At 36.2% G+C, this 26,144-nt stretch carries 19 protein-coding genes and 1 pseudogene; 9 read left to right on the forward strand and 11 right to left on the reverse strand.

What is annotated here, in order from left to right; all coding sequences use genetic code 11:
• Positions 1 to 72 precede the first annotated feature (72 nt).
• Positions 73 to 219: pseudogene (locus tag ACPX19_RS03575) on the forward strand (ATP-dependent Clp protease ATP-binding subunit ClpX); the annotation flags it as partial.
• Between the two features lie 253 nt (positions 220 to 472).
• Here the strand turns inward: ACPX19_RS03575 and ACPX19_RS03580 are convergent.
• Positions 473 to 1,987, reverse strand: a complete 1,515-nt coding sequence (locus ACPX19_RS03580; protein WP_426431529.1) for a GH3 auxin-responsive promoter family protein — start codon at positions 1,985 to 1,987, stop codon at positions 473 to 475.
• A gap of 104 nt (positions 1,988 to 2,091) precedes the next feature.
• Here ACPX19_RS03580 and ACPX19_RS03585 point away from each other — a divergent pair, with 104 nt between their 5' ends.
• Positions 2,092 to 2,886: a DUF2797 domain-containing protein gene (locus ACPX19_RS03585; protein ID WP_426431530.1), complete on the forward strand. Its 795-nt coding sequence runs from the start codon at positions 2,092 to 2,094 to the stop codon at positions 2,884 to 2,886.
• A gap of 71 nt (positions 2,887 to 2,957) precedes the next feature.
• Entirely contained in the window at positions 2,958 to 3,209 is a 252-nt protein-coding gene (locus ACPX19_RS03590; protein ID WP_426431532.1) for a hypothetical protein, read from the forward strand.
• Between the two features lie 79 nt (positions 3,210 to 3,288).
• Here ACPX19_RS03590 and rpsU read toward each other — a convergent pair whose 3' ends face one another.
• The 4 genes from rpsU to ACPX19_RS03610 all read right to left on the reverse strand — a co-directional run bounded on the left by rpsU (position 3,289) and on the right by ACPX19_RS03610 (position 8,066).
• On the reverse strand, positions 3,289 to 3,483 hold the full coding sequence (gene rpsU / locus ACPX19_RS03595; RefSeq protein ID WP_426431533.1) for a 30S ribosomal protein S21: 195 nt from the start codon (positions 3,481 to 3,483) through the stop codon (positions 3,289 to 3,291).
• 148 nt (positions 3,484 to 3,631) lie between these two features.
• On the reverse strand, positions 3,632 to 4,495 hold the full coding sequence (locus ACPX19_RS03600) for a sigma-70 family RNA polymerase sigma factor (protein ID WP_426431534.1): 864 nt from the start codon (positions 4,493 to 4,495) through the stop codon (positions 3,632 to 3,634).
• 112 nt (positions 4,496 to 4,607) lie between these two features.
• Complete coding sequence (locus tag ACPX19_RS03605) at positions 4,608 to 7,268, reverse strand: AsmA-like C-terminal region-containing protein (protein WP_426431536.1); 2,661 nt, start codon at positions 7,266 to 7,268, stop codon at positions 4,608 to 4,610.
• Positions 7,269 to 7,361: 93 nt separating this feature from the next.
• Positions 7,362 to 8,066: a queuosine precursor transporter gene (locus ACPX19_RS03610; protein ID WP_426431537.1), complete on the reverse strand. Its 705-nt coding sequence runs from the start codon at positions 8,064 to 8,066 to the stop codon at positions 7,362 to 7,364.
• A 71-nt stretch (positions 8,067 to 8,137) separates the two neighbouring features.
• Between ACPX19_RS03610 and folK the strand changes: the two genes are divergently transcribed.
• Positions 8,138 to 9,265 carry a 2-amino-4-hydroxy-6-hydroxymethyldihydropteridine diphosphokinase gene (gene folK / locus ACPX19_RS03615; protein WP_426431539.1) on the forward strand — a complete coding sequence of 376 codons (1,128 nt, stop codon included), beginning with the start codon at positions 8,138 to 8,140 and terminating at the stop codon, positions 9,263 to 9,265.
• Positions 9,266 to 9,308: 43 nt separating this feature from the next.
• Here the strand turns inward: folK and ACPX19_RS03620 are convergent, their stop codons facing one another.
• Genes ACPX19_RS03620 through ACPX19_RS03630 form a run of 3 tightly spaced genes read right to left on the reverse strand, consistent with a single transcriptional unit; the run spans position 9,309 to position 12,872 of the window.
• Positions 9,309 to 9,920: a class I SAM-dependent methyltransferase gene (locus ACPX19_RS03620; RefSeq protein ID WP_426431540.1), complete on the reverse strand. Its 612-nt coding sequence runs from the start codon at positions 9,918 to 9,920 to the stop codon at positions 9,309 to 9,311.
• A 44-nt stretch (positions 9,921 to 9,964) separates the two neighbouring features.
• On the reverse strand, positions 9,965 to 10,699 hold the full coding sequence (locus tag ACPX19_RS03625; protein ID WP_426431541.1) for a LytR/AlgR family response regulator transcription factor: 735 nt from the start codon (positions 10,697 to 10,699) through the stop codon (positions 9,965 to 9,967).
• 1 nt (position 10,700) lies between these two features.
• Positions 10,701 to 12,872 carry a histidine kinase gene (locus ACPX19_RS03630; RefSeq protein WP_426431542.1) on the reverse strand — a complete coding sequence of 724 codons (2,172 nt, stop codon included), beginning with the start codon at positions 12,870 to 12,872 and terminating at the stop codon, positions 10,701 to 10,703.
• A 212-nt stretch (positions 12,873 to 13,084) separates the two neighbouring features.
• Here ACPX19_RS03630 and ACPX19_RS03635 point away from each other — a divergent pair, with 212 nt between their 5' ends.
• Positions 13,085 to 14,116 carry an SIMPL domain-containing protein gene (locus tag ACPX19_RS03635; RefSeq protein ID WP_426431543.1) on the forward strand — a complete coding sequence of 344 codons (1,032 nt, stop codon included), beginning with the start codon at positions 13,085 to 13,087 and terminating at the stop codon, positions 14,114 to 14,116.
• Positions 14,117 to 14,121: 5 nt separating this feature from the next.
• Positions 14,122 to 15,288: a vWA domain-containing protein gene (locus ACPX19_RS03640; RefSeq protein ID WP_426431544.1), complete on the forward strand. Its 1,167-nt coding sequence runs from the start codon at positions 14,122 to 14,124 to the stop codon at positions 15,286 to 15,288.
• 44 nt (positions 15,289 to 15,332) lie between these two features.
• Here ACPX19_RS03640 and ACPX19_RS03645 read toward each other — a convergent pair whose 3' ends face one another.
• Positions 15,333 to 16,346, reverse strand: a complete 1,014-nt coding sequence (locus ACPX19_RS03645) for a PorP/SprF family type IX secretion system membrane protein (protein WP_426431546.1) — start codon at positions 16,344 to 16,346, stop codon at positions 15,333 to 15,335.
• 8 nt (positions 16,347 to 16,354) lie between these two features.
• Positions 16,355 to 23,221 carry a choice-of-anchor L domain-containing protein gene (locus tag ACPX19_RS03650; RefSeq protein WP_426431547.1) on the reverse strand — a complete coding sequence of 2,289 codons (6,867 nt, stop codon included), beginning with the start codon at positions 23,219 to 23,221 and terminating at the stop codon, positions 16,355 to 16,357.
• Positions 23,222 to 23,406: 185 nt separating this feature from the next.
• Between ACPX19_RS03650 and ACPX19_RS03655 the strand changes: the two genes are divergently transcribed.
• From ACPX19_RS03655 to ACPX19_RS03665, 3 genes are all read left to right on the forward strand, one after another.
• A complete protein-coding gene (locus ACPX19_RS03655) occupies positions 23,407 to 24,309 on the forward strand; it encodes a NifU family protein (RefSeq protein ID WP_426431548.1) in 903 nt (300 codons plus the stop codon).
• 73 nt (positions 24,310 to 24,382) lie between these two features.
• On the forward strand, positions 24,383 to 24,583 hold the full coding sequence (locus ACPX19_RS03660) for a dodecin family protein (protein ID WP_138432236.1): 201 nt from the start codon (positions 24,383 to 24,385) through the stop codon (positions 24,581 to 24,583).
• Between the two features lie 67 nt (positions 24,584 to 24,650).
• Complete coding sequence (locus ACPX19_RS03665; protein ID WP_426431550.1) at positions 24,651 to 25,463, forward strand: mechanosensitive ion channel family protein; 813 nt, start codon at positions 24,651 to 24,653, stop codon at positions 25,461 to 25,463.
• Here ACPX19_RS03665 and tsaB read toward each other — a convergent pair.
• Positions 25,460 to 26,131: a tRNA (adenosine(37)-N6)-threonylcarbamoyltransferase complex dimerization subunit type 1 TsaB gene (tsaB, locus tag ACPX19_RS03670; protein WP_426431551.1), complete on the reverse strand. Its 672-nt coding sequence runs from the start codon at positions 26,129 to 26,131 to the stop codon at positions 25,460 to 25,462. The two genes, ACPX19_RS03665 and tsaB, sit on opposite strands and share 4 nt — an antisense overlap.
• Between the last annotated feature and the right edge of the window lie 13 nt (positions 26,132 to 26,144).

A 26,144-nucleotide genomic window follows, 5' to 3' on the forward strand; every position in this document is an offset into this window, starting at 1 on the left:
GGATTGGTTTGTGCCCTTTTATGCGTAGATATACGTATTTGCATAATTTTAACATTTATGTAATAACTTGGTGGTTTACGTTCACTTTGTGAGGAAATATTAACAGAAGTCATGTTTGATTTACCTGGTTCTGATGAAACAAAACTGAATGTCACCAAGGCCTATGCGGAAGACAGACTAAGTAAATCTACTTTAAAGAAGTTAAAAGCTGCTTCTTAATTATAAAGAAAGGATAATAAAAAAAGAAACCACAATTCTGAAAATTGTGGTCTTTTTATTGTTAGGATTGATTAATAAATATTGCTGACAATATGTTATATAATAGTTAGGGTAATTAATAGCACATTTATTTATTGCTAATATAGTATCAACTTTTAAGCTAGTATCCTTTTTGGGTTAAAGTCATTTTAAATTTCGTTGTATGAAATTTACATGATGATTCTAACGATAAATGGTAATTACAATTCTATTCTTATTTATTTAATCGCAGTAGTTCTTCAATATAATCTCTAGAATTTGATAAACGAGGTACTTTGTGCTGGCCACCAAGTTTATCATTTTCCTTTAACCAATCATAGAAAAGGTTGGTTCTTGCACAATGTATTTTTGGCTTATTCAATGTCATATTATTATAGCGTTTAGCTTCATAATCTGAGTTGAGAGCTTTTAATGCATTATCGAAAAGCTCTTCAAAATAAGACATGTTTTTAGGTGGTGTTTTAAATTCTATAATCCACTCGTGTGCACCTTTTTCTTTTCCCTTCATAAATATTGGTGCAGCAGTATAATCTACAATTTCTGCAGCAGTTCTTTTACAAACCTTTTTAAGAGCATCTTCAGCATTTTCAATAATAAGCTCTTCGCCAAAAACATTAATATGATGTTTGGTTCTACCAGAAACTTTAATCCTATGAGGTTTTAAACTCACAAATCGGATGGTATCTCCTATTTTATAGCGCCAAAGACCAGCGTTGGTGGTAATGACAACAGCATAATTTTTTCCTAATTCTACATCACTTAGCGGAATGACTTTTTGATCTTTAGTACCATAAGTGTCCATAGGAATGAACTCATAGAAAATACCATAATCTAGCATCAGCAATAAATCGCCCGAATAGTTCTGATCTTGTATGGCAAAGAAGCCTTCAGAAGCATTATAAATTTCATAATACTTAAATTCCTTCTTGGGCAATATGGCTCTATACTGTTCTATATAAGGATTAAAACTTACACCTCCGTGAAAGTAAACTTCAAGATTTGGCCAAATATCAAAAAGATTGTCTTTTCCTGTTTTGTCCAATACGTTATTTAGCAGCACTAACATCCATGATGGCACACCTGCTAAACTCGTCACGTTTTCTTGTATGGTTTCCTCTACAATAGCCTGCATTTTAGATTCCCATTCGCTCATTAGTGAAACTTTGCTACTCGGAGTACTACTAAACTCAGCCCAGAAAGGCATATTATCTATAAGAATAGCACTCAAATCCCCAAAAACAGTCCCATTTTCTTTGTAAAGCTCTTTACTTCCTCCCAATCTTAAACTCTTTCCAGTAAATAATTGTGCGTTTTCATTATTGTTAAGATACATACACAACAAATCTTTGCTCGCTGCATAATGACAATCTTCTAAAGATTCCGTACTTACAGGAATGAATTTACTTTTAGAATTTGTCGTTCCACTAGATTTTGCAAACCACTTTATTGGTCTAGGCCAAAAAATGTTCTGTTCGCCATTACGAGAGCGCTCAATCAAAGGCTGCACATCTTCATAACTAACTACAGGCAAACGCTCATTAAATTCTTTGTAGGTTTTTATTGAAGCAAAATCGTATTGTTTACCTATTTCCGTATCCTTTGCAAATTTAAGTAAGCTAAAAAGTAGTTCGTTCTGTACCTCATTAGGATATTTTAAAAACAAATCTATTTGGTGAAATCGTTTTTTTAAAAACCACGAAGCAATAGAATTTACAATAGGAATTGGCATTGATTGGTTATCTTTAGCCGCTGAACGGCATTAGGCTATTACAAGTTTATTTTCAGATTTAATATCTTGAAAAATCCAAAAGCTAAATTTAATAAATTTCTTTTATGATTTATACAGGTGTTCTCACTAAAATGCAGACTGAATTTTTAGAGCCAATTCAATATTATTTGGTGTTTAAGAATGATTTTATTCACATGAATCAACTTATTAACAAGACTATTGAAATGAAACATATTGGGCATCAATGCTTAAGCTGTGGGTTAGACAAACCTATTTATAGACAAGGCTTTTGTAAAAGTTGCTTTTTTGAAAAACCTGTTGCTGGAGAATGGATTATGCGACCTGAGTTGAGCACAGCTCATCTAGGTAAAGAGGATAGAGACTTAGAATACGAAAAACAAGTGCAACTACAACCTCATATTGTTTACTTAGCAAACTCTAGCAATGTAAAAGTTGGAGTTACAAGAAAAAGCCAAGTACCCACGCGTTGGATAGACCAAGGTGCACATGAAGCCATTGAGATTGTTGAAGTTCCAAATCGTTATCTAGCTGGCATCACCGAGGTTGCATTAAAAGATCATGTTGCAGATAAAACCAATTGGAGAAAAATGCTTAGAAACGATAATGCAGATGAAGATCTTATTGAATGGAGACAGCGTTTGAAGGCGTACATTCCTGATGAAGTTAAAGATTACTTCATAGAAAACAATTCTGAAACCCATCTCAATTTTCCAGTGGAACATTATCCTGAAAAACCTCAAAGCCTCAATATTGAAAAACAAGTTACTTACTCAGGCAAATTGGTTGGCATTAAAGGCCAATATCTAATTTTTGAGGATGATACTGTATTTAATGTCAGAGCCAATGAAGGTCTTGTGGTTGACCTAAATGTTTTGTAAAACAGAGTGTTAGGATTGCGTTAAATATTATTTTGTTTAGATTCTAATTATTAAATTTAAATAAAAAGAAGATGAAGCAATCACCATTACTTTACGTTGCAATTACAACCTTACTCTTAATAACAATAACTATAATGTGTGCCATGAATTTCCCTTTTAATTGGGTATTTTATCTTACCGTTATTGGGCAAATTCTAGTTGTAATTATGGTATATAAAGTGTTAACAGACAACTACTCAACAAGCAAAACTTTTGAGCATTTTTATGAAGATTTCCCAATTGAACCAATAGAAGTTAGAGCAGAAAACGAAAAATTTAGATAGTCTATGACTATATACAACGAAAAAAGAGCAACAAATTATTGTTGCTCTTTTTATATTTTAAAAACAAAAAGCTAGAGATCTAGATATTTTCTGCGTCTCTTAGTCTTTGTATATACTGTGCTTTCTGTATAACTCTTCTTCTTTCAACAGATGGCTTAGTGAAATAACGAGAATCTCTTAAGTTTTGCATAATCTGTACATTTCTGTGTTTACGCTTATAACGCTTAAGAGCTCTTTCTATATTCTCTCCTTCTTTGATTTCTATTTTAATCATCTATCGCTAGTTTTTATTATCTGATTCTTTCAAATGGTCGGCAAATATAGGCTAACTATTTGAAAATAAAAAATTATTTTTCTCAATAATTGAGATTTTTACATGTCTATGTTTATACACCATTATTAGACAACTATAAGCTATTGTATTATCCTAAGTATGTCTTTAAGATTTTACTCTTACTTGCATGACGCAATCTTCTAATTCCTTTTTCTCTAATTTGTCTTACACGTTCTCTAGTAAGATCATAAATACTTCCTATTTCTTCTAACGTCATTGGTGGTTGGTTACCAATACCAAAGTTAAGACGAATAACATCGCTTTCCTTTTGAGTCAATGTATCCAACGCACGCTCTATTTCGGTATTTAAAGATGCTTGCATCAAATCTTTATCCGGTCTTGGAGATTCACTCTCACTCACAACATCATAAAGACTAAAAGTTTCACCTTCTTTAAGTGGCGCATCCATAGATAGATGTCGTCCAGAATTTTTCATGGATTGTTTTACCTCTCGAGTACTAATATCCAATTCTCTTGCAATTTCTTCAGCATTTGGTGGTCGCTGATGAATCTGTTCTAAATGAGAATACGTTTTATTAATCTTGTTTATTGTGCCAATCTTATTTAATGGCAAACGTACAATTCGAGATTGTTCTGCCAGGGCTTGTAAAATGGCTTGTCTTATCCACCAAACGGCATAAGATATAAATTTAAAACCTCTTGTTTCATCAAAACGTTTTGCAGCTTTCACTAAACCTGCATTACCTTCATTTATTAAATCTGGAAGTTTTAATCCTTGATTTTGATATTGCTTTGCTACCGAAACCACAAATCTTAAGTTAGCTGTAGTAAGTTTATCTAAAGCCTCTTGATCTCCCTTTTTAATACGCTGCGCTAATTCTACTTCTTCATCTGCAGTAATCAAAGGAATTTTACTAATGTCTTGTAGATATTTGTCTAGTGATTTGTCTTCTCTGTTAGTTACCTGCTTGGTAATCTTAAGTTGCCTCATGTAGTTTTTAAAAATTTTGTGAACCTATATTATAATCAAATAATTTAGATAAACAAGTATTTGAGGAATAATTAACAGAAACCAACCAAATAAGGATAACTTTTACTCTAAATCAGTTCTTTTTTATAGAGTCTTGTGCCTTTTTATCGGTTTTCTTCTTTTTCCCATTTAGAATTCCACCTAAAACATTTCCAACACCTTCTTTAATGGCATCTTTAGGATCTTTCTTGGTACTATCTATTTTAACATTTGTAGAGTCTGTTTTTGAATTATTATTATTTCCGCCTAAAACATTTCCTAAAAGATCATGGATTTTATCTTTACCCTTACCAATCAATTTTTGCTTTTGGATTTCTACCAACTGCTTGGTTAGACTGGAAACTCCACTTGTTAAGTCCGTTGAGATTGATGGACTTGAAAACGTACCACCAATATTTGCCATTACAGGAATTGAAATCTGATTCACTTCAGAATCATTAATTTGACCTATTAATCGGTTAACATCACTTCCTAAATATTTTGCAGGCACCTGCAATACTGCACTGTAATTCATTGTGTTTGAAAAACTATGCGAACCTGAAACCTCTATTGGTATATCTTTATATTTTAGAGTGAATGGCTTTACACTAACCTGTCCCTTTTCAAAACTTAATTTGGTTTTTATATCTTTTTGAAGCTGATTAAAATCAATAAAATCCAGCTTACTTTCTAATCCAGACAACAAAGGACTTTTGCTTACATCGATATTAGACGTCAATATTTCTGCTAATGCATTCCCAGAAATTGTAGCTAAATCTGGCGAGAAATTCTCATCTAAAACACCTTTAATATCTATGGTAGAATTTAATTTCCCTTGAACAACTTTTGCTATTGGAGCCAAAGCCTGAAGCATTTCCAAATCTTTAAAGGATTGCGAAATATCAAACTGCTGTATTGCCAACTGCATATCAAACTTTGGTTTTGCCTCTGTGGTATTAACGTTTCCAGATAGACCAAGTTGACCATTAAACAAGTCTGAAGTCATATTGCTTAAATTGGCGTTTTGGTCTTTAATTCGTAATTGGCCTTTAACGTTCTTCAGATTTAGATTGTCATAAATAACCGTTTTAGCATTTGCAGTAATGGTACAATCTAAAAAGTCTGGAATCTTTAAAGATTCTGAACTAGATGTTGTTTTGTTTGAAGTTTGAGTAGCAGATTCGTCTTCAACCATAAAGTCTGTAACAGCAAACGTATTAGAGCTCACATTAAAGTTACCTTGTAGTTTATTATCACTCAACAAAAATCCAAGAAGGTTGTTAATGGTTCCTGTTGCTGAAAAATCACTTTTGCCTGTCTGTGCATTAAAACTATTAAGGCTAACATTACCTGTATTAAAAGTTAAATCTGCTTTATTGATTTGAATAGGATTTACAATATTTTCGGAAGAGAATATAAAATCCGTTATGGAAACACTTCCGTTATTTTTAATACGCTGGTATGCGTTGGTTTCAATAGCATCCATATCAAAAGATGTATTGAGTTTTCCTTTTAAAATACCACTCAATTGATTTTCAAATTGAACAGGATATGCTTTGGTAATATTGGCAAGATTTAAAACTCCATCTAAATTGGCATTGACCAACATATTGCCTGTTAGGTTTTTTATATGAGCTTCAGATTTAAAAACATCTTCATCTATCTTAAAATCCAACTGATTTAAGTCAACATAGGTGTCATCGGCATTTCCAGTAGTGTTTTTTACCGAGGCGTTTATCATAATATTAGTGACGCTTTTAGGTAAGTCTGGATATTTAAATGACGCATTGTCTGAACGCATATTTATGTCTAAAGTCGGTATAGTTTCTTCGGAAATTAAGCCTTTAATAATACCACTAACAGTAAAGTTTCCAGTAGTATTCACGTTTTCAATATTCTTTGCATAGGCTTCTGGTATTACTGCCAGAAAATCTTTGAATGAAGATTCAGGATTTTTAAAGGTTATATCTATTTGCTGCCCATCTTCCACTAACTGCACAAAGCCTTCAAATTCTAAAGGCAATGCATTAATGAAGCCTTTATTTTCCTTGAAGGTATATTTGTTTTGTTCTAAATCTAAGCCGATTAATGCATCCAACTTTACAATGTTATTGCTTAAGTACATTGTACTATCAACAGACATGCTAATTTTAGCCTCTGTTTTGGTATCTAATTCAGATTTTTCACCTGAGAAAATCCCTTTACCATTGTGGTTTACTTCTGTGGCATAAAAGCTTGTATTAGACTCTTCATCTATATACGTGAAAGCACTATTTTTTACTTCGTAATTCTGAATATCGAAGCTAAATCCTGAAGATTGCTCATCAGTTTTTGAAGTTGTAGTGGCTTCATCTTGTTTTACGATATCATAATTTGTGGTTCCGTTCTTATTGGTTTTTAATGTAAGTAGCAATTCATCTGCAATGATTTCATTCACCTTTAAAGGTTCTTCTGTTCCTTTAAACAGTTCGCCAATAGGCATTTCAAAAGATAAAGCCTTTGCTGTAGCTAAAGTTTCATCCTTAAATGGTGCTCTATTGGTAATTTTTAGATTCTCTACATTAATTTCTGCATTAGGAAAACTAGAGATAAGACTTAAGTTAACATCATCAAAACTCAGATCTGCATCTAAATTCTCTTTGGCATAATTTTGAACAATAGCATCTATTTTAGACTCTAAAACAAAAGGTATTGCAACAAGAATAGCAATACAAATGAGCAAAATAATTCCAACAATCTTTAAGACTTTCTTCATGGTTATAATAGCTTTTACTTATTATACGCAAAGTTGCGGAGAATAGTTGCGCTTTTAAGAAACTTTAGCAAGACTTTAATGATTTAATAACAGTTAGGTTAAATCAATTTCTTGGTTAACCTTAAGCTTGAATCGTCTTCTAAATAAATGCACACCTAGATATAAAAATGGTGTATCACAAAACGCTACTAACACTTTGAATAAAAACCCACTTATCAATAGCCCTTTAAAGCTCGACCAAGGCAAAACCTCAAAATAGCATAGCAAACTTATAATGGATAATGTATCTACAAACTGGGAAATCCAGGTAGAAAAATTATTTCGCAACCAAAGGTGTTTTCCTTTGGTTAAGTTTTTCCAGAAATGATAAATTCTAATATCAATAAACTGAGCAAACAAATAAGCAAACATACTAGAGCCAACGGCAATTATGGTTTTGCTGAACACAAACTTAAAGGTTTCATCATTTAATGGTGAGTTATCTAATGCTGGCACACTATCGGCCACCAAAATAATTCCTACCGAAAACAAAGATGCAAAAATACCCGCAACAACTACATCATTAGCGCGCTTCTTTCCATAAATCTCACTAATCAAATCCGTGATTAAAAACGTAATGGGATATGGCAAAATACCAACAGAAATTTCAAACAACTTATTACCGAAAACTTCAACATCCACTGGATACCAATAGAAAAACTTCTGAAAAATAAGGTTAGACACCACTAATGAGGTTATAAAAAGACTTCCTAATAAGAGATAGATGCGTTGGGCTAAAAGCTTGTCTTTTAATGACATTTAAAATGGTTAATAAATTGTTGCTGTAAAGATAATCTATTAAAAATTGTTTTAGTTATTTTGAACTCTCTATGACACCAACCAATACTGTTTACATAGCATTAGGTAGCAACAAAGGCAATAAATTGCAGTATTTGCAAGATGCCATTGATGCTATTTTCGAAAAAATTGGAACAGTTGATAAAATTTCTAAAGTTTACGAAACACCTGCTTTAGGCTTTGAAGGTGATAATTTTTACAACGCTTGTATTAGGGTTGAAACCGAATTAAAACCTAAGAAACTTCTAAAAACGCTTAAGCAAATTGAATTTGAATTGGGCAGAAGTACCAAAAAGTCTGATACTTACGAATCTCGTGAGATTGATTTGGATATTTTATTTTATGGAGATGAAATCTTAGAGGACTCGGCTTTAGTTATTCCGCATCCCAACTTACACAAGCGCAAGTTTGTATTGCAACCCCTTTTTGACATTGCCAAAGACATGACACACCCTATTCTTAATCAAAGCATTAAGGAGCTTTTGGAACATTGCGAGGACGGGTCTGAAATTGAAGCCATTAAAATTTGGCTTAAAAACCCTAAGAAGAATTTTGATTTTGGCAACTATAACTTCATAGCCATTGAAGGGAATATTGGTGCTGGAAAAACGAGTTTGGCTAATAAAATAGCGCAGGACTTTAATGCTAAATTAATTTTAGAACGCTTTGCTGATAATCCGTTTTTACCAAAATTTTATAAAGAACCCGAACGCTACGCTTTTACTTTAGAAATGTCTTTTTTGGCAGATCGTTACCAACAAATTAGTGACGATTTATCTCAACTAGACCTCTTCAAAGATTTTATGGTGAGCGATTACGATGTACATAAATCACTTATATTTTCTAAAGTCACACTGGCTGAGGATGAATTTATATTATACCGAAAGTTATTTTATCAAGTCTACAAGGACATAGCTAGACCAGATTTGTATGTTTATCTCTACCAAAATACGGAACGTTTACAAGCCAATATAAAAAAACGTGGCCGCAAATACGAGAGCGACATACAAGACGACTACCTTGAAAAAATCAACTCTGGCTACCTAAATTTTTTAAGAAACCAAACCGAGCTGAACGTTAAAATCATTGATATTTCCGAAAAGGATTTTGTAAAAAACAGAGAAGATTATTTGTGGTTATTAAATGAAATAAATACTTGATTTCTATCATCCTGAACTCGTTTCAGGATCTAATATTATAATCTTACAACGTAAATAAGGTTGTCGTAATTCGGCTATTATCATCTAAAATAACCTCATTGACAACCTTAAATTCTTTTACTTTTAAATTAAAAGGCTCGGCCAAGATATCCACACCACTGTGATGCTTTAATCTGTTTTGACTATTGGCAATAATATCTACGTTTGGTATAAAATTACCAATAGGAATGTGCTCTGTTAAAATAAGATATTTGTAATCTGTAAGTTTATCTAAGATTTGTTGAATTTCTTGATTAGACAAATGCTGAAAAACCTGTCTGATAATTACACAATATGTCGTTGGCAAATCATCTTGAGCTATATCCAGGCATTTGAAGGTTAAATGATCTGCTTTAAATAAACGTTTATTTCTTTTGATTAACGCTTCTACAATGTCTATGGCAATATATTTCTTGGTAAACGGAACGAGGGCTTTACCAACATTAAAATCGCCACAACCCAAATCGCAAACTGTGAGTTGGCTATTATGTGATTTTAGAAAACGAGTTACAGCATCAATGTATGGTTGTATAATTTTAGGGTTGTGAGAGCCTTCACCAGAGTAAAAATCAGAATCTTTTCCTCCCCAAAAATGCCTCTCGTATATCTGCTGCATGACCGCTTTGGTTGACCATGGCTTTTTTATGTTTTTAGAAGTCATTACTTAAAGTAAGCCAATAATTCAGACTTTTTAGATGCTGACACCATAATTTCTTTTCCATTGCTTAAAACAACACTACCACCCTTGCCTTTAACGTACTTCACTACTTCATTTACATTAACTAAATAGCTCTTATGGACTCTTGCGAAATTACCATCCTTAAGGCTATCTTCAATGTATTTTAAGGTTTTGCTTACCAGCTTTTTCTTGTTATTGTTTAGATAGATTTCCGTGTAATTATCATCGGCTTTACAGTATAGAATATCCGCAGTTTCCAAAACCTCAAAACCATCTTGCTGTGGTATGGTGATTTTTCCGTTTACAGCATTAGTTTTAGGCACCAAAACCTGGTCTTGTAAAGCGTCTTCCTTAGCTTTTATTTCAGTAACATAATCTACAGCTTTAATGAGCTCATCAATAGAAATAGGTTTCATTAAGTAGTAGGATGCATGCGCATTTAAGGCTTCAATAGCATAATGATTATAAGCTGTAACAAAAATGGTTTCAAAATCTATATGACCAACTTTATCTAATAAATCAAACGCATTACCAAATGGCATTTCTACATCCAAAAAGACCACATCTAAATCGTTATTTCTAATCAGCACTAAAGCCTCCTCTACATTAGAAGCTTCGCCCACAATTGAAATATTTGGGCAATATTTGGTAAGATAATTTCGTAGAATAGCTCTACTGGTTTCTTCGTCCTCAACTATTATAGCATTTAGTTTCATACTAGTCTTTTTTTATGGTCACAATAACTTTGGTGCCTGTATCTTCCGAGGCTTGAAAATCGTCAATCATTACATCGACCTTATCTTTATACATTTCGTTTAAGATGGCCACACGTTTCTTAATGTTATTCATCCCTTTAGAATTCTGCTTTTTCTGATTCTCGGTTTTCATCTGTTTCGAACGCGTTCTACCAATACCATCATCTGCAATAGTAATGGTAATTTCATCTTGAGACTTTGGTTGAATAGCAATTTTGAGGTGCCCTTTTTCATTTTTATAACGCAAACCATGCCATACTGCATTTTCAATATACGGCTGTAGTAGCATTGGTGGAATTTCAAATTCTTCAACATTTATAGTTTCATCAACATTTATAGAATACTCAAACTTATCTTGAAACCTAAAATGTTCTAATTTGGTGTATAACTGAAGTAATTCGATTTCCTTTTTTAATGGAATAAAATCTTCTTCACTATTCTCTAAAACCGAACGCATTAATTGTGAAAAATCGGATAAGTATTTATTTGCTGTTCGCTCATCATTGGTTGCTATAAAACTATTCACCGAGTTTAGGGCATTAAATATAAAGTGTGGGTTCATTTGGCTTCGTAGCGACTTTAAGGCCAAAAGATTGTTAGCCAAGCGCTGTTGTTTTATGTACTTATACATAAAAAATCCTGTAACCAAAAGCAACACTAGCCCTCCGATCAGTGAGTAAATAATGAGTTGTTGCCGCTTGTTACGCTCTTGGGTAAGATCGTATTTACTTTTGGATAAGGCTCTATCGCTTTCTAATGATGTAATTCTATTTTGCTGCTCGGCTATATTTCTACTAAAACGTGCTGCCTGCGAAATCTCTTGCACTTTCTTGGCATACAACTCATCTACAGTATTCTTATATTCATTTAGCCATTTTAGTCCTTCCTCTGCATTGCCGGCATCAATTAGTGCTTCTGAAAGTTTTCTGGTTGCATCTTTTTTTACATCTAAGTCTTCTTTTTTGTCGGCTTCTTCTATACTCCTTTTAAAAGACGGGATGGCGTTTTCTAAATCGTTATTTAATAAATAAGCGTTACCTAATTTGTAATTTTGCTTTTGTGGCGTTAAGGGACTTTCGTTTGGTAACACAGAATCTTTTTCAATATCGTCTAATGTCTGTATTACCCCTTTTCTCAACTCGATTTCACTTTCATATTCTTGGTTCAGGTTATTAAATTCTGCAACCTTCACTTGCTCTTCTACCGCTCGCTTTTTATTTTCTTTCTTCGCTAACTTGAGCGAGTTACTATAAAAACCCTTAGCCTTTTCAACTTCTCCTTTTACATTGTAGGCCTCTGCAATTTTTGAGTTTAGATCTGTGATCTTTGGTGCTATGAGGTGCTGTTTCGCTAACTCCAATCCCTTTTCATAAGCGGTTATGGCCTGCTGTGTGTTTTTTAATTTTAAATACGCATTGCCAAGTCCTTCATATAAAACTGTCTTTTGGTAATTAGACAAGTCTTTTTCATTTAGACTCTTATAGGTGTCTATACTTTTTTGATAGTCCTCATTTTGAGTGTAGGCTTCAGCTAATTTGAGTTTAGTTGATGACGTTGCAAAATTCTGAAGACTTACTTTATAAGCTGAAATGGCAAGATCATATTGTTTCCAATAAACATAGACATCACCTAAAAGCTCATGCGCTTCAGCGCTTTGTATTAATGACACATTATAGTTTAATGCATCTCCTACAAACTTTATACTCTTTGCGGCATCTTTCTTTAAATAAGCATCAGCCGAATCTATCATTTGATTAAATCGCCTAACATCATCATCTGCTCGACCACTTCTATAAGGAGACCTATCTTGATCTTCAACCAAAATAGTAATACGTTCGTCACTTAAAATTGTATAACGTACAGTATCAAAATCATCGTGCATTACAGTCAGTTCATCACCAACTCTTGCCTTAACTACAAATTTTCCAAAGATGTCTGTACGCGTATATCTACCATCATTTACTTGTATACTCACATTATCTATTGGTTCTCTAGTATCCTTTAAATAAACAGAGCCTCTCACTGTAAAAAAGGCTTCGTCACTTTTTTGTTGGGTATTATTGTTTTGCCCAAAACTCAAAAGCGTAATTAGGAAGAAAAATATGAGGCTATATGTATGACTGATTTTTATCAAAACAAGATATTAACAGGACTAACTTACATACTTTATTTGGTATCAAAAAATGGTAACTTCAATTTTACAGTCTTTCAATTAGAAAAAAGTAACGCTTCACTCATTTAAGATTTTACCTCACTCATTAACTGGTCTATTTTACTCATTGTAGATTTTTTATCCACTTTTTTCAGCAGAGTTTTACAAATCATTAATCAAAATATGAACTCAAAATGAAAAAAATTAATCTAGCATCATTACTACTTCTTATTTGTGCAAACTTTATGATGGCACAGCACAAAGGAAACTACAATCAAATTACACAAGACATTTCTAGGCAAAACATTTTAACTTCAGGAAATGCCAACATTTACAACCCAACGGTTCAACACCAAATCAACAAAACGCTTCATCCGAGTGATGTGCTCACTATTGATGTAAAAGCATTACAAAATGTAAGTGCAACAACTTACACAGCTGTTTTCAACCTATCTCAAATAGGCGAAACCGCAGAATCTACTAGTGCTCTTATGAAAGAGCGTATAGACAATATTAAAAGCAGATTAAATACTCTTGGAATTGCTGAAAAAGATTTTGCTATTGATGTTATTTCTTTTGTACCTGTATACGAAGTAGAGGTCACAAAAAAGCTATTTAGCAAAACTTATACTGAAGTACCAAAAGGGTTTGAATTGCAGCAAAACATTCATATTCAATTTACTAAAACGAATCAATTTGAAGGCATTTTGGAAGCTTGTGCCAAGAGTGAAGTTTATAACTTAGTTAAGGTTGATTATTTTATTGAAAACATTCAGGAGGTTTATAAAAATCTTCAAGATCAATTATTGAAACTCATAGTAGATAAAAAAACCTACTACTCAACATTGGGCTTTGACATGGCTAATTATGATGTTAAAATTGCAGATGATAAGTACTGTTATTTTCCAAAGGATTTCTACCAAAGTTACCAAGCCTACAACAGTGTTTCTTTTGAAGCCTTAAAGACAAACAAAGGTGTTACCAGTGTAAAAAAGCAAACGTCTTATTATTATCAACCGCTTACCTACGAACAATATGATATTGTTGTCAATCCTTCAATATTAGAGCCAGTTGTGCAAATAGGTATGAATATAAAATTGTTTTATACACCAAAGCCTAAAGAACAAAAGCAACAACCAATTACCAAAACAGAAATAGAACATAAGTATTATGTGATTTCGCCTAATGGCACTATAGATGTAAAAGAATTAAACACAAAAAAATAATAACTATGAAAGCAATAACAAAACCATTTGCTGTAATCATGGGAATATTATCCCTTACTTCATGCAATGCAAACACAAAACAAAATCAGCAAGAGATTGCCATCAATCAAACAGTGATTGAAACAAATTTAAAAACTGATAAACCTGAAATTAAAGTAGCATTATTACTAGACACTAGTAATAGTATGGATGGTCTAATTGACCAAGCTAAGGCACAATTATGGGAAATTGTAAATGAACTTTCTTATGCTAAATGCGAAGAGCAAAACCCTAATCTTAAAATTGCGCTTTACGAGTATGGTAACGACAACCTGAATGCTGATGAAGGTTACCTAAGACAAGTACTTTCTTTTAGTGATGATTTAGATGAAATTTCAAAATCCCTTTTCTCTTTAACCACAAAAGGAGGTAATGAGTACTGCGGTAAAGTGGTTAAAACAGCTTTAGATCAACTTAATTGGGGAGATAAGAAAGAGGACTTGAAATTAATTTTTATAGCAGGAAATGAGCCCTATACCCAAGGCACAGTTAGTTATAAAGAAGCCTCTAAACTTGCACATCAAAAAGATGTTACTGTTAACACTATTTTTTGTGGTGACTATAATCAAGGTATTTCTGGTTTTTGGAAAGATGGCGCGGATCTTACACATGGTGATTACATGGCTATTAACCATAACAAAGCTACTGTTCATATTGCCTCGCCTTATGATGATAAAATATTAGAGCTTAACGAAAAGCTTAACAAAACCTATGTTGCTTATGGCTATTTAGGAAGACAAAAAATGGAAATGCAGGCACAGCAAGATGAAAATGCCATGAGTTATGACAAAGCTAATGCTGTAAGCAGAACTGTGAGTAAAAGCTCCAGACTTTATAAAAACAGTTCTTGGGATTTAGTTGATGCAGAAAAGGAAGCTAATTTTTCTTATGAAGATTTAGAAGAAAAGCAATTACCTGAAGAATTAAAAGGAAAATCTAAAGATGAAATAAAATCTTATGTAGAAAAGAAAAGAGTCGAGCGCGAAAAGCTTCAAAAAGAAATTGCCGAACTTAATATAAAACGTAAAACATACATCGCTAAAAAATCGGATGATAAAAATAATGGATTAGAAAATGCAATGGTTAATGCCATAAAAACCCAAGCTAAAAACAAAAACTATGTCTGGGAATAGCATATAAAAAAAAGGCTCGATTAAAAAACCGAGCCTTTTTTGTTTTAGTTAATTGCAGGACAATTACACTCAAACTTCTCTCTCTTACAATTAAAGTTGTAACCTAAAGTTATTTGATGAAAACCGCCTGTATTAAAATTCACCGTATTTGCTTGGTAAGAATATGTGTAAGCAAATACAAAATTATTATAATCTACACCAATAAAAGGCGTAAAATATTGTAATTTTTGACTACTCACTCCAGAACCATCTAAAAACTCTGCACCATCTAAGCTTCGTCTGTAAGATAATCCACCCCAAATTTTACCAAAATCCATTTCTCGGTAAACCTTAGCATTAATATCTATTGAAGACTCTTCTGTTGCATCTCTGTACATATACATAATAGAAGGTTCATAACTCCAGTCACTTCCAAACTTGCTAAACGTATAACCAGTAGAAAACAGATAAGTTCTTAAATTTCTAAATTCCCATTGATCACCATTACGATTCCAGTTTATTCCATCATTTTCTAAAATATTTTTTGCCGTAAAATGTGCATAAAAATCTAAGAAGTGATAAGAAAAACCAGCGTCAATATTAAAATTGGTTGCTGTTCCACTTGTTGCTAGTGGATCAAATTCGTCTCCAGGACCTAGCCAATCACTCGCATCTACTTTGTATTGTAAAAAACCAGCATTAATACCAAAAGATAACATATTAAGATCTATTTCATTTCTAGAGAACATCAAATGGTATGCAAAAGAAGCATATCCGCCCAATGTAGAATGATAACCATTAGAATCATTGAATAAAATTCCCCCAATACCTACAGGTGTATCTCCAACTCTACCATTAATACTTAATGTTTGTAAGCTAGGGGCATCATCTACTCCAAACCATTGCTGTCTTGCTGTTAATCTAACCTTAGCACAATTAGCAACACCTGCCATTGAAGGATGTATTAAATAATAATTATCTGTTAAATAATCTGAATAAATTGGAACACCTTCTTGAGCAAAACTAAAATTTGCTGCTAAAACTGTAAATGCTACTAAACAAAACTTTTTTAATCTCATAATTTATTTTATCGTTTCAAGGTAAAATGGGCTTTGAACTCTTTAATCTGGTTGGTAAGGGGCTCTTCGTACTCTACCGTGAACCAGTAGTCGCTAGACGGCATGTTGTTGCCGTTGAACGTCCCGTCCCATCCCTGGCCTTCCGGGCTGATCTGCTTGAGCAGCTTCCCGTAGCGGTCAAATATATAAATTTTGGCGCTACTTCCAATGCCCTCTATGTTCCACGTCTCGTGTATCCCGTCACCGTTCGGCGTAAAGTACTTCGGATAATCGATCACGAACACCTCCTGGGTCGTGATGCCACAACCGTTCCTGTCCCTGGCCGTTACCGTATGCAATCCTTGCGACACCCCAGTAAACCGTACCGAGCCATCTTCCAGTGCATCCACCCATGGGCCTCCGTCAAGGCTGTACTCGTACTCACCTATTCCGGTAGCCAATGCTTCTATAACGTTGTTATTGCCAAAAACTTGTGTTACCACTTCGGCCACTAACGTCGGCGGTGCACTTTCCACTACTACGGTCTCATCGTAAGTCTCACAATTGGTTACCGTAGAGGTACTGATATCCGTTACCGTGACACCATAGGTACCCCCTTGGCCCGGCATCATGCTCGAACCGGTCTCGGCTGCAATAACCTCTCCGTTAAAGGTCCATACAAAACTGTAATCGGTATCCGACAATCCAGTATCCAACACCAATGGGTCCAGGATTTCGGTGCCGTTGGTATCCACACACAAAATGTAGCTCTCAGCTAGGTCAAAGTTCGGTCTTGGATTGACCTGAAGGGTCAATGGTGCGACTTCGTAACAGATGGAACCGTCCTGCTGGTTATCGAATATTCCGTCATTGTTAAGGTCCACTGGGTCTCCGTTTCCGTCCCCATCTATGTCCACAAACTCATACAGACCATCGGCATTGGCATCGATGCCATCCGATAGGCCGTCCCCATCGACGTCTATCAAATCGAATACTCCGTCTGCATCCGTGTCATAGGTATCTACAGTTCCATTGGCATCTAGATCCAATCCTGCAGTCAATGCAGTTAAATCTAATGCGATAGGTATTACCGCTAAGGCATTGTTATCTACTCTTGCATAGATGACCTGTGGGTTTACCACGTTCTCATAAAGGTCTGGCAGTGGGTTAACGTTGAGATTTGCATCTTCTTCCGTAGCGAAGTACGTAACGATATAATTGGCCGGGTCTTGCCCGTCCAGTACAAACCCATCCTGTGTGGACAAGGTAAACTGGGTGCTGTCGTCACTTGGATCTCCGTCGGTCTCTATATTATCATCACAGGCTTCATAGACAATATCCATCATATCCGGATTGGCCTGTGCCGCTTCGTCTACCTGAAGGTCAAAGCGCTGCGTACTGATGGAACAGCCCGTTACGTTATCCGTTATCGTTACATAGATCTCTTGTGGGTTTGTAATATTGGTGTATGGGCTTACAAGTGCGTTCATACCTGCTTCTGCGTCTGCCAAGGTCTCATGGTAGGTTACGATATAACGTGCTGGGTCTTGTCCGTTTAAGACTTCCTCATCCTTGCTGGTCAGGTCAAAACTGTCAAATCCGTCAGTGTTCAGCTCACACTGTATAAAGTCCGTTACTGCAACTACTTCCGGTAATGGATAGACGCGTATCGTAAAGTTGACAACGGCATAACAGCCTGTTACGTCATTGGTCACCCTTACATAGATCTCCTGTTCCGGTGTATCTGCATTGGTATACTGCGTTGGGTCTGCTATCGCATTATCACCTGAGTCTGCGTCTTCCGGTGTTTCGTGGTACGTCGCTGTCACTCCGGCCTCACCGTTTATGATCAGCACTTCGTTCTCTGTTAGATCGAACACCTCTACCCCATCTCCTGTATTGATATCATCGCACAGTTCCAGATCCGGTAATTGATCACTTGGTGTCGGTGTAGGGTTTGGCAATACCCTTATGGTCATCGTCGTATAGGCCACACAGCCCGTATCCGTATCCGTTACCACAACGTACAAAGTCTGTGGGTTGGCCGGAAGACCGTTTACGGAAGTGTTGGTATACTGTGTTGGGTCGGCGATGACATTCGTCTGTGCCTGTGCATCGGCATTGGTTTCATAGTACGCTACCGACCAACTTGCATTGCCTCCTGTTATTTCAGAGTCCTTGACCGTTAAGTCGAACACCGTCATCTCGTCCCCTGGTACCTCACCCAGATCATCGCACAGCTCCAATGGCGTTGGTTGTACCGGCTCTGGCGGTAACTGTACCTGGATCTCGAACTCGCCAGTATCCTGACAGCCCGTGGTCGGGTTGTACAACCTTACGTAAACGGTCTGAGGGTTCATGGTGTTGGTGTAGTTCCCTACATTGATGATCGGGTTGTTCCCCGTCTGCGCATCTACTGCCGTAACATGGTAGGTTAATGTTACTTCTGTTGGGTCTTGCCCCCCTAAGATATCGGTATCGCGCTGCGTCAGGTCAAACTGTGCTATGCCATCATCGTTGTCATCACAGATCGCCAATGGCTCTAGGTCCGTTGGTACTTCCGGCGATGGCACCACGATCAGTTCCAACGTGTTCTGTGTCAAACTGTAACAGCCCGTAACGGTACTCTCGGAACGTACATAGATCATTTGGCTGTTCGCTACAATATTGGTGTACAGTCCCGTAATGGCATTGGTGCCCTGTTCGGCTTCTTCCTGTGTCTCGTGGTAGGTAATCACCACGTTTGGCTCTCCATTGGTAATCTCTAACGTACGGATCTCCAAATCGAACTCCGCAAAGCCATCATTGTCATCATCACAGACTTCTATTGGGTCCGGATCCGGTTCTGGCGATGGGATCGGATCTACCCTCAAGGTCACCGTTATGGTACTGTAGCAACCCGTGACGTCGTTCTCCGCCCTTACATAGATTGTTTGGGCGTTCATCGTATTGACATATGGGCTCGCTATCGGGTTCGTTGCATTGTCCGCATCCATTTGGGTCTCGTAGTACGTCAGTGTGATCCCGGTCTGCCCGTTCAGTATCTCTGCATTGGCATCTTCCAAGGTGAAGGCTTCCTGCTCGTCCCCTGGATTGTCGACGTCACAAAGCTCCAATGGCATTGGCTGTACCAATACCGGCAATGGGTTGACGATCAGTTCCAGACTTGTGATCTTGTAACAGCCTTCCACCGTATTGGTGTCTTCCACACGTACCCAAATGATCTGGGTATTGGCCGTGGTATTGGTATAGCCCGTTGGGTTCGCTATCGGGTTGTTGCCAAGCTCTGCATTGGCCTGGCTCTCGTAATAACTTACCGTGTACTGCATCGCATCCAGACCGTTCAGTATTTCAGGTGCCTTGCTCGTGAGATCGAACAGTGCAAAACCATCGGCCGAGGCATCGTCGCATTCTTCCAATGGTGTCGGTTCTATGATCTGCGGCGTTGGCTCTACGATAAGCTGTAGCTCCACTATGGTCGCACAGTCCGTGGCAATAGTGGCACTCTCCACGCGTGCATATAGGGTCTGTGCGTTTACTACGATATTGTTGTAGTCTACAGTGGTATCTATGGCATCTACACCATTATCCGCATTGGCAAAAGTTTCGTGATAGGTTACCGTTAGGCCTGCTATCCCTCCCGTGATCTCATTGTCCGCATCGGTAAGGGTAAATATCCCAAACCCATCGTTGTCCGGATCACAATAGCGCAGCGGTGCCGGTGTGTTGGCTACTGGCGCCTGCTCTACTACAAGATCCAAGGTCGTCGTATCGTAACAGCCCGTTGTGGTGTCCTCTACGCGTACGAAAATGGTCTGTGGGTTGCTGATATTGGTGTACGGTATGGCCAGCGGGTTCACCTCTGCATCGGCATCGGACTGGTTCAGGTAATAGCTCACCGAATAGCCCGGGTTGTTGCCGCTGATCTCTATGTTCTTGATGCTGATGTCTATCGACGTTAATCCATCTGGTGTGCCATCATCGCATACCTCCAAAGGGGTCGGGGCTATCAGGGCCGGCAACGGGTTTACTACAAGATCAAAGGTGGCATGCGAACTACAGCCCGTATTCGTATTGGTCAGTACCGCATAGATTGTTTGTGGGCTGTCTGTATTGGCATATAGGCCTATTATTTCGTTTATGTTTGCATCTGCATCAGCTAGGTTGGCGTAATAGCTTACCGTAACATTTACCTGCCCGTTCAATATCTCGGCATCCTTGGTCGTCAGATCGAAGAGCTCCTGCTCGTTACCTGGATTATTTTCGTCACATAGCTCATATGGACTTACCTCTACGACAGAAGGCAATGGGTTGACTATCAACTGTAACAAAGTGGTGTCATAACAGCCAGCACCGTTCTCGATGCGCACGTAGACCTCGTCTATGCCCGCTACAGCATTAGTGTAGAGTGTCGGAAGCACGCCAGTACCCAAATCGGCATCCCCTGGCGTGGCATGGTAGGTCACTATAACCCCTGTCTGGGCCCCGATCACCTCCGCATCGCGGTCGCTAAGATCGAACTCCGCAAACTCGTCCAAATCATCATCGCAGACCTCCAGATCAGTTGGTACGTTCGCAACCGGGTTGCCCAAGACCTCCAAGTCCAAGGTCGTGATACTGTAACATTCGTTATTAATATTATCCTCTAGACGTGCATAAACAGTCTGGTTGTTTGGTGTGACATTGTTATAAGGTGATACCAAAGGTAATACACCGTTTTCTGCATCAGCTTGAGTTAAATGATAAGTTACAGTTACATCATTAGGGTCATTTACATCAATAATCTCAGTGTCCCTATCAGTTAAAGTAAAAGTTCCTATTCCATCTATTATGTCGCCATCGCAAACCTGTATTGGACTAATTGTATTTCCAATTGTAAGATCAGTAAATAGAAGTTGAAATGAAGTAGTCGCAAAACACTCTTGAGAAGCATCGGCTATACGAACCCATATAGTCTGTGGATTGGATACGTTAGTATAATTTGTTGGTAAAGCACCAACATTATCAATCGCATCTTGTTCGGTGAGATGATATGTGATAATAAAGTCATTTGGGTCTTGACTCCCTAATACGTCATCGTCATTTTCTGACAAATCAAATTCCGCTGTTCCATCGGCATCACAAATAGATAAATCTAATGCTGTATTAGCAGTTGGGCTTGGCTTAAACTCTACCAGTATACTATCAGAAGTCTCACATCCCGGTGCAAAAACCACATTAACAAAATAATACCCTTCATCTGTTATATCGATTGTGGAACCTGTTTCTCCATTTATAATAGTAGCATCATTTAAATCATCAGAATCTGGAGAATAATACCATGTATGTGTTGCTGTTGGTGCTTCTGTGTCTAAAGTAATTGAATTACCACCACATTCAGCAGTACCAGCAGCAATTGTTATATCGTCTCCTAACTCACCTCCAAGATTAAAACTGCCTGCTTCTAAAAATATAGCTGAATCCCAAATAGAGTCGCCTTCATCGGCAACAACAAGTTTAATCTCATATGTTGTATTTGGGATAACAGTAGCTGTTGCAGTTAAAACAACCGTACGCCCTCCATAATTGGTATCGCCTAATTCATACCCTTCAAAAAAAGCTGGATTATCAGTACACGTACCTGAATTATTAATATTGGTAACACTTACTGGCGTACCATCAGGTAAGACCGCCAAATTAGTATATGCTGTTGTCCCTACTTCGCGTAATAGAAAAGCAAAAGCATCAGCAAAACTACATTCGGTACTCCCATCATATTCTTCAGAGAACATGATGTAACGAAAACTTATCGTATTTGCTGTAGGCACAAAATTGAATTTGACGTATGTAGCGTCATTAGAATTAAACGTTGGATCTGATGGCAAGAAAAGAGCCTCTAGCTCAGCGTCTCCAGCTAAACCGAGATTTGTTGATGCTGTTGTACCTGGTCCATCATCTTGATTACCCCCTTCATATGCCCTTCCTGTAGACAACACAATTCCTTCTTGGAACGGAAAATTAACGGCTCCCCCTCTTGTAAAATATCCATAACTTTTAGTTTGAAGAGCATTAGGTGCTCCACTAACTTGCACCTCGAAATTATCAACCCCTGAACACCCACCTGAAACTAAAACATTTTCAATCAACTCTTCCAAGGTAAATGAAGATTCTTGGTATGCTGAACTATTTATAGTAACGATGGGCTCTAACACATTAACAAAAAATGTTATACTTTCTTGACAACCAACTGGATTATCATCTTGTACTGTTAATGTCACAAGATATGTTCCTGATGTGTTATATGTGTTGGACACATTAGTTCCTGTAGCCGTATTACCATCACCAAAATTCCAAGAATAATTAGCATTTGTACCATCTACAGAGAATGTAGCACCACCAACAAAATCTACGGTTTCACCTGGCAAAATCTCAACAACATTAGGAAACGTTTCTGCTGGTGTAGTACTGACAATTTGTGGTGTTATGGTTTGGCAAGAAACTGCACAGGTAATGTCTGCTTCCCAACCTGTTGTATTACCAGAGCCATTGGATGTAAATGTTACGGTTAAACATCCTGAGGTATTAGTATCCGAAGCGATTATAGTACCAGGTGATGCAACTCCAGAATATGTTCCTATAACAGCAGCTGTGATATTATCACCATCATATACAGTTAAAATATCTGCATTTAACTGTGTACTAAAGCTAATAAAGTCTAATATTATGAATTCATCTGCATTTGGTGGGCAAATTGTGATTGTAAAGTTTTCATCATTTCCATAGTTCCCAAATTCGCCACCAGAATCAAAGAACTTATCCGGCTCGCAACGTGCAAACGTTCCATTTTGCATCGAGAGATCTTGAGAAAATCCAAAAGCTGAAATAATCAGTGCGATTACAAATAATATCTTTCTCATAGTTAGTTAGGATTCATTTAAAAACAAATCAAAAAATGTAATAATATCAACATTTTGAGAGCTGTTTTCATAAATGAGGACGAAATTTAATCAAATAAAATGAATTGACTTAAGAAATTAGTTACAAAACATTAATTATAGGATTAACGTTTCATCTCGATATTTCATATTTTTGCATAAAAAAGATGCCAAAGACAAAAATCACAATAGTATCTACCTCTAACGAAAGCATATTGAAATTTGAAGCTGATCGATTTCTAACTAATCATAATAGTTTTGAATTCAACAATATAGATGATGCCAAAGATTCGCCATTAGCACAACAATTATTCTATTTGCCCTTTGTTAAAAAAGTATACATAGCCTCAAATTTTATTGCCATTGAACGTTATAATATTGTTACATGGTCAGACGTGCAAGACGAAGTGGCTAAGCAAATTGAAGAATATTTATCAAATAATGGCATAATCGTTACTGAAGATGCTATAAAACCAAAAGCTGCGGTTACTGTTTATGCAGAGAGTACCCCTAATCCTAGTGTACTTAAATTTGTTTGTAATAAGGTGTTAGTTCCAAATGTATATGAATTTACTTCTATTGAAGAGGCTAAGCCATCCCCACTTGCGACTGCATTATTCCAGTTTCCATTTGTGAAAAACGTTTTTATGGAAAAAAACTTTATTTCTATTACAAAGTTTGACATTATTGAATGGGAAGAAATTACATTACAACTTAGAGAATTTATAAAGTCTTATGTTGAAGAAGGCAAGACTATTCTAAATGATGATGCACCCAAACAACTCAATAAAACTGAAGAAGCAATAGAAAAAAAATATGAAGCTCTTGATGACACTTCAAAAAACATTGTAAATATTCTTGAAGAATATGTAAAACCTGCTGTGGCAAGTGATGGTGGAAATATAGAATTTAGGTCTTATGACGTTAAAACAAAAAAAGTAGAAGTATTGCTTCAAGGTGCATGTAGTGGCTGTCCTTCTTCTACTTTTACACTAAAAAATGGTATAGAGAATATGCTCAAGGAGATGTTAAATGATACTTCTATCACCGTAGATGCTATAAATGGTTAAAATTCCTTAACTTTAGATGACTTTTTAAATTTACATGTTTCTAAAAAGTATTAACCTAATAAAACAATATATTATGGCAGTATTAAAAGTAATTGAAGTATTATCTAATTCAGACAAAAGTTGGGAAGATGCAACTAAAAAAGCTGTAAAAGAAGCATCTAAAACTGTTAAGAACATTCGTTCAGTATACGTACAAGATCAAAGTGCTATTGTAAAAGGTGATGATGTTACTGAATTTAGAGTTAACTTAAAGTTGACATTTGAAGTTAAATAATTGCAAAACAACACTTTAAATTTACTCGGTTTTATTACCGAGTTTTTTTTTAATTAAATTAATCATTATGGAAACTCAAGATTGGATAAATAAAGGGCGTGACTTAATTGTTGAATTTGCACCAAAAGTTTTAGCTGCAATTCTCATTTGGATTATTGGTAGCTGGATCATTAAAATGGTAATGAAAGGTATTAAAAAAGGTATGACCAAAGCTAATTATGATGATAGCTTAAAAAAGTTTTTGCTCAATCTAATTAGCTGGATTTTTAAAATTGTATTAATTCTTGTCGTACTCGGCACCGTTGGTGTTGAAACCACATCATTTGCAGCGATATTGGCAGCAGCAGGTTTAGCCGTCGGTATGGCTTTACAAGGGTCTCTCGGTAATTTTGCAGGTGGTGTTTTAATAATGACTTTTAGGCCATTTAAGATTGGAGACCTTATAGAAGCCCAAGGAGAAATCGGAGTCGTTAAGGAGATTGAAATTTTCACAACTAAATTAACTGGACTCTCTAACAAAGAAATCATTATTCCTAATGGTGCACTTTCTAATGGCAATATTATTAACTACACTACAGAAGGCACCAGACGTGTAGATTTAGTATTTGGTGTTAGCTATGATGCAGATATTAAACAAACAAAAGAGGTTTTAATGAATGTCCTTACTTCTCATCCTAAAATTTTAAATGACCCTGCACCTATGGTTACAGTATTAGAGCTGGCTGACAGTTCAGTTAATTTTGCCGTAAGACCATGGTGCAAAGCAGAATACTATTGGGACGTATATTTTGATGTTACTGAAAATGTTAAAGAAGCGTTAGACGCAGCTGGTATAGAGATACCATACCCTCACACTGTAGAGATACAAAAGCAAGGCTAAGCCTTCTTTTTTATGGCTACAAAATCTTTTAAATAATGAGGTTCAAAATAGGCGACATCTTCAATGTCGCTTTTTTTATACTTTATATCTGAAAGAAGTCCCATTTCATTTGCAGATGGTAATTTATCTTCTATAAATATAGCATTGGGATGCTGAATAAGTTGTTGTGTTTTGCCCACACCATTACCTATAAAATAGACTTTGTTTTGATTTAACAAATCAGCATAACTGTCTTCAGTTAATACTTCAGCCTTAATGTCTCTTATCAATTCATAATTGTGATTGAAAATAGCTGAATACACTTCCATACGACGTGCATCTAGCATCGGTACAATTACACCTTCATCTATATCTACCTGATGAGACAAACTCTCTAAAGTAGATACTGAAATTAATGGCTTATTTAAAGCATAGCTTAATCCTTTAGCAGAAGATACACCTATACGCAAACCTGTGTATGAACCAGGCCCTTTACTTACTGCTACAGCATCTATATTTTTAGCTTCAATGTTAGCTTCGTCAAATACATCTTTTATATATACATGTAAGGTTTCTGCATGAGAATAGCCAGCACTATTATCTTCCTTTAAAACTAAAGTCTCTCCATCTTTAGATAGAGAGACTGAACAATTAGTTGTGGCTGTTTCTATATTAAGTATCAGAGCCATTAATAAATCGACT

It is taken from the genome of Winogradskyella sp. HB-48 (assembly GCF_049942685.1).
Lineage (GTDB): Bacteria > Bacteroidota > Bacteroidia > Flavobacteriales > Flavobacteriaceae > Winogradskyella.

Bases quoted from the DNA above. Each gene is read 5' to 3' on its own strand.
- ACPX19_RS03660 (WP_138432236.1), top strand. From the start codon at position 24,383: ATGGCAGTATTAAAAGTAATTGAAGTATTATCTAATTCAGACAAAAGT.
- ACPX19_RS03605 (WP_426431536.1), bottom strand. From the start codon at position 7,268: ATGAAGAAAGTCTTAAAGATTGTTGGAATTATTTTGCTCATTTGTATT.
- ACPX19_RS03585 (WP_426431530.1), top strand. From the start codon at position 2,092: ATGATTTATACAGGTGTTCTCACTAAAATGCAGACTGAATTTTTAGAG.
- tsaB (WP_426431551.1), bottom strand. From the start codon at position 26,131: ATGGCTCTGATACTTAATATAGAAACAGCCACAACTAATTGTTCAGTC.
- ACPX19_RS03620 (WP_426431540.1), bottom strand. From the start codon at position 9,920: ATGCAGCAGATATACGAGAGGCATTTTTGGGGAGGAAAAGATTCTGAT.
- ACPX19_RS03640 (WP_426431544.1), top strand. From the start codon at position 14,122: ATGAAAGCAATAACAAAACCATTTGCTGTAATCATGGGAATATTATCC.
- ACPX19_RS03580 (WP_426431529.1), bottom strand. From the start codon at position 1,987: ATGCCAATTCCTATTGTAAATTCTATTGCTTCGTGGTTTTTAAAAAAA.
- ACPX19_RS03590 (WP_426431532.1), top strand. From the start codon at position 2,958: ATGAAGCAATCACCATTACTTTACGTTGCAATTACAACCTTACTCTTA.
- ACPX19_RS03645 (WP_426431546.1), bottom strand. From the start codon at position 16,346: ATGAGATTAAAAAAGTTTTGTTTAGTAGCATTTACAGTTTTAGCAGCA.
- ACPX19_RS03650 (WP_426431547.1), bottom strand. From the start codon at position 23,221: ATGAGAAAGATATTATTTGTAATCGCACTGATTATTTCAGCTTTTGGA.
- ACPX19_RS03610 (WP_426431537.1), bottom strand. From the start codon at position 8,066: ATGTCATTAAAAGACAAGCTTTTAGCCCAACGCATCTATCTCTTATTA.
- ACPX19_RS03625 (WP_426431541.1), bottom strand. From the start codon at position 10,699: ATGAAACTAAATGCTATAATAGTTGAGGACGAAGAAACCAGTAGAGCT.
- ACPX19_RS03665 (WP_426431550.1), top strand. From the start codon at position 24,651: ATGGAAACTCAAGATTGGATAAATAAAGGGCGTGACTTAATTGTTGAA.
- ACPX19_RS03635 (WP_426431543.1), top strand. From the start codon at position 13,085: ATGAAAAAAATTAATCTAGCATCATTACTACTTCTTATTTGTGCAAAC.
- ACPX19_RS03655 (WP_426431548.1), top strand. From the start codon at position 23,407: ATGCCAAAGACAAAAATCACAATAGTATCTACCTCTAACGAAAGCATA.
- folK (WP_426431539.1), top strand. From the start codon at position 8,138: ATGACACCAACCAATACTGTTTACATAGCATTAGGTAGCAACAAAGGC.
- ACPX19_RS03600 (WP_426431534.1), bottom strand. From the start codon at position 4,495: ATGAGGCAACTTAAGATTACCAAGCAGGTAACTAACAGAGAAGACAAA.
- rpsU (WP_426431533.1), bottom strand. From the start codon at position 3,483: ATGATTAAAATAGAAATCAAAGAAGGAGAGAATATAGAAAGAGCTCTT.